Annotated in this window: 5 protein-coding genes; 3 read left to right on the top strand and 2 right to left on the bottom strand. The window is 62.7% G+C overall.

The features are described from left to right. Positions 1-106: 106 nt before the first annotated feature. A complete protein-coding gene (locus tag K9B33_RS22820) occupies positions 107-412 on the top strand; it encodes a conjugal transfer protein TraD (RefSeq protein ID WP_224551407.1) in 306 nt (101 codons plus the stop codon). Positions 413-434: 22 nt separating this feature from the next. Continuing rightward, entirely contained in the window at positions 435-665 is a 231-nt protein-coding gene (locus K9B33_RS22815; protein WP_224551406.1) for a conjugal transfer protein TraD, read from the top strand. On the opposite strand, the gene K9B33_RS22810 is transcribed toward K9B33_RS22815, so the two are convergent. Further along, complete coding sequence (locus K9B33_RS22810; RefSeq protein WP_224551405.1) at positions 662-2,176, bottom strand: HEPN domain-containing protein; 1,515 nt, start codon at positions 2,174-2,176, stop codon at positions 662-664. The genes K9B33_RS22815 and K9B33_RS22810 overlap by 4 nt on opposite strands. Continuing rightward, positions 2,173-2,625, bottom strand: coding sequence for a hypothetical protein (locus tag K9B33_RS22805; protein ID WP_224551404.1), 453 nt, complete (start codon positions 2,623-2,625; stop codon positions 2,173-2,175). The genes K9B33_RS22810 and K9B33_RS22805 overlap by 4 nt, the downstream gene beginning before the upstream one ends. Before the next feature lie 317 nt (positions 2,626-2,942). On the opposite strand from K9B33_RS22805, the gene K9B33_RS22800 reads away from it, so the two are divergent. Continuing rightward, positions 2,943-3,200 (top strand): hypothetical protein, encoded by a 258-nt coding sequence (locus K9B33_RS22800; RefSeq protein WP_224551403.1) that lies wholly within the window; start codon positions 2,943-2,945, stop codon positions 3,198-3,200. Positions 3,201-3,370 lie beyond the last annotated feature (170 nt).

The raw sequence follows: 3,370 nt of genomic DNA, 5'->3' as shown, positions 1-3,370 counted from the left end.
CTTCTCGGACGGGACTAGGCGGTGTCAGGCTGTCCCGGCGACTCTACTGCGCTCGCGGAGGGATCATCTTATCATAGCACTATCGTCACTCAATGGAGACTTTGCGATGCGCAAACCTCGCGATTTTGATTCGGAACTCAAAGCGCTTGCCGACAAGGCCAAGGTACTCAGGGAACGGCGCGTGCGCCAACTTGGCGAACTGGTGACGGCGACCGGGGCCGATGCGCTCGACGCCGATGTGCTGGCCGGCGCGCTGCTCCATGTCGTCACGGTGAAAGACGCAGTGACAAAGGAGGGATGGCGCAAGGCGGGCGCAGGCTTCTTTCTCGGCAAAAGCGGCAAGCCTGCGAACGGACCTTCTGGCCAGCAAAGTGGCACTCTCCCGCTCGACGGCGGCGCGGCATCGGATTGAGGCACAAAAGGCGCGAACCGACATGCGGGACTGGGCCGTCGCACGTCGTGAACGCACGCGGCACCTGATCGAATTGGGCGGCCTCGTCGTGAAGGCCGGTCTGGTCGATCTGACCGACGATGACCGCGCCACGCTTTACGGCGCGTTCCTCACGGTTGCCGACAGACTGCGCGGTGAAGAACGGGCCAACGCGCTTGCCCTCTGGAAGCGCAAGGGCAAGCGGGCGTTTGAAGCGGAACTGGACGGCGGTTAGCGCGAAACTGACAAGCGCACATTGCTGTCCGGTTGTGCATCATACTCGACCATCGCCGCTATGGGTGGGCTGCTCTTGTCGCAATAGCGCACGGTGATGACGCTCTCCCGGATCGCGGGACACAGGCCAGAGCCATAGAGAATGTCCGCCAGCGCGTCGAAGGTCGTTGCCTTGGCGCGATAGGCCCCGGTCCATCGCACCGTCCAAATGTCCTCGTTGGCCTTGACCCGGTAGCCCGCCTTCTGCGCAACGTCCATGACCGCGCCTAACACCGTGTCCGCGCGCACATCGAAATCCAATACGGCGGAGAGGTCTGCCGGTTCGGAACGGACGGCCTGCGCAGACTTCACCCGCCATAGCATTGCCTCCGCGCCAGCCATGAAAAGGCATAGGCCGATCATCGCCAAGAACAGATGGTCTTCCCAGCGCACGAACCTGGCAGAGCGCCAGAATCGCCGAAGCGGTATGAGCGGATTCCATCGGCCCTGTGGCGGGGCGACACGTCGCACGATACGCCATGTCCGTTGCAGCATATTGGCGGGGCGAGCGGGGCGGGAAAGGGCTATTGCTGTCGTCGGCTCCCCGGGCGGCGGAAGCATCGGCGCAGGCTGGCTTTCGGCAAGCAAAGCCTGATGATCCGCGCAGGCGCACGCTGCCCGTTCCGCCAGTATCTCCACCCGGTCGAACGCCCATGACAGTTCCTCGCCCGAAATGCGGTAGGATCGCCCATAGCGCGCTTCGACATAGGCGCGGCGGATGCAGCCAAATGCGCGGCGCTCAAACCGGCTATCGCGCGGCCATGCCAAACATAGGTGCGGGTCCAGCGCTTCCGCCGCCTCGCGCAGTTCATCCAGCGCATGGGTGCGCGGCGCGTGCAGGTTGATCGACCGCAGGACGCACAGATAGAAATGCTCGCACGCCTGATGCAACAGCAGCGCCGCCATCGGCGCATTGCCCCGGTCCCGATAGAAAGCCGCGCCTGCTAGAAATCCGGTGCCGCGCTCATGCCACCGGATGAACTCCGCCACGCCCCGGATAGCCCGTTCTCGCGCTGGCAGGTGGCGCGGCTCTTTCAGCCGCAAGCCCTCCATCTGGTATAGCGCGATGCCCCGCTCGGCGATGGTGACGAAATGCGGGACGCCATCAACAAGCGCGCCGTTCATCCGCTCAAGGCTCTCCACAGACAGCCGCACCGGGCGGGTAATTTCGCCATGCTCCCACGCGCGGCGCAGGCGGTCACGCACCAGCCGCCAATCGCGTTCGCTGCGGGCAAGGCGGAGATGGTTGACGATCGCCAGCAGGCGGAACGCTTCCCCCGGCGCGATCTCTTCCCAATCCTTTTCGGCAAGGGGACCGTGCAGGATCAAGGTGAGGATGCGGCCCGATCGGAAATGTTCGGAACATCGGCCCTTGGTCGTTTCCTCGAATGCCTCGAACAGGATCGTGGTGACGTGGAAAAGTTCGTCCCGGATCGGCGCGGGCAGATGATCGGCATCGGTGCGCAGCATCATGACCGCGCCTCCTGTCGGCGACGTTGGCAACCCTTCGGGCGTGGGTGGCCGGTCACGTCATGCACGCGGTCCACCAAGGTACGCACAAGGGGTGTAATCGTGGCGGGAATGAAGCCGCCCGTGCGGGGCCGGTCTTCCTCCCAATCATGATAATGATAGCCCCATTTCCAATAGGGCGAGAGAACCCCAGCCAGCCGCGCCGTGTCTGGGCAATCATGACCAAAGCCGCACGCATTGGCGTAAGCCAGCGCCTTGGCGATATCCTGCTTGATGTGGCGGGCATTCCACGCATCGGCAAAGCCCACGTCCAGCAGATAGGCACACAGGGCCTGCTGGGACACGAAACCGGCTTGATGCAGCGCTTCCTTTGCATGTCGCGGATCGATTAGAAAATCCGCTTCCAGCGTGGTCATCCAGCGTTCCGCATTGTGATAGCGGAAGCGGCTCATGCTTCGCCCCTCTTTCGTGCGCTCAAGCCTCGCGGGTTCATCCTCGTAGCGTTGGTGAAGCGCCCCCAGTGCACCACCCCTGGGTGAGGCGATTGCGGACGCGGCAACTGGCGCGATAGCCAATCCGCGCAGCAGCGCGCGGCGGGATTTGGAGACAAGCATATGCACCTCCGTTCCGCATCCATCGCAAGGGAGTGAGATATGACGGCGGATACGGAACGGGCCCGGCACTCCCACATGATTCGCGATGCCGGTCGCGCAATAGCCCTCCGAGAAAGGCCGTTGCGGCATATACGCCATCGTTTAATCAGTAAACGATGGCGTATATTCAAATAAACGGTGGCGTCAATGGGTTTGATTTGGAAATTGCGATCGCACCCGATAGCGACAGGTCGATGGGACGCCCGCCACTTGGAATGAAGCCGACGACGATCAGGCTGACTACCGACACGATCCGTCGTATCGAGGCGCTCGTGGGCAACCGTAGGCTCGCCTTGTTCATCCGCGAGGCGGTGGAGAACGAATTGCAGCGCCGCGAGAATCCGGAAGCGTTCACGGGTCAGGGCAAGCCCTGAACGAAAACACTTCGGCTGCGGCGATTGTCGGACGCCTGGCCGATCCGACGGTGATTGATTGTTGAGCGCGGCCTGCGGTGGCGTATCCACACGATGCCGATTTTCCCAGCATCAGCGCCAGAGTGCGCGGCTAGCGACTGAAATTATGGTTTTCGATTGTCGAGTTTGCG

Source organism: Sphingobium sp. 3R8, assembly GCF_020166615.1.
Lineage (GTDB): Bacteria > Pseudomonadota > Alphaproteobacteria > Sphingomonadales > Sphingomonadaceae > Sphingobium > Sphingobium bisphenolicum.
The sequence above is the reverse complement of the archived record's forward strand: the minus strand, read 5'-3'. Positions and strand labels throughout refer to the sequence as shown.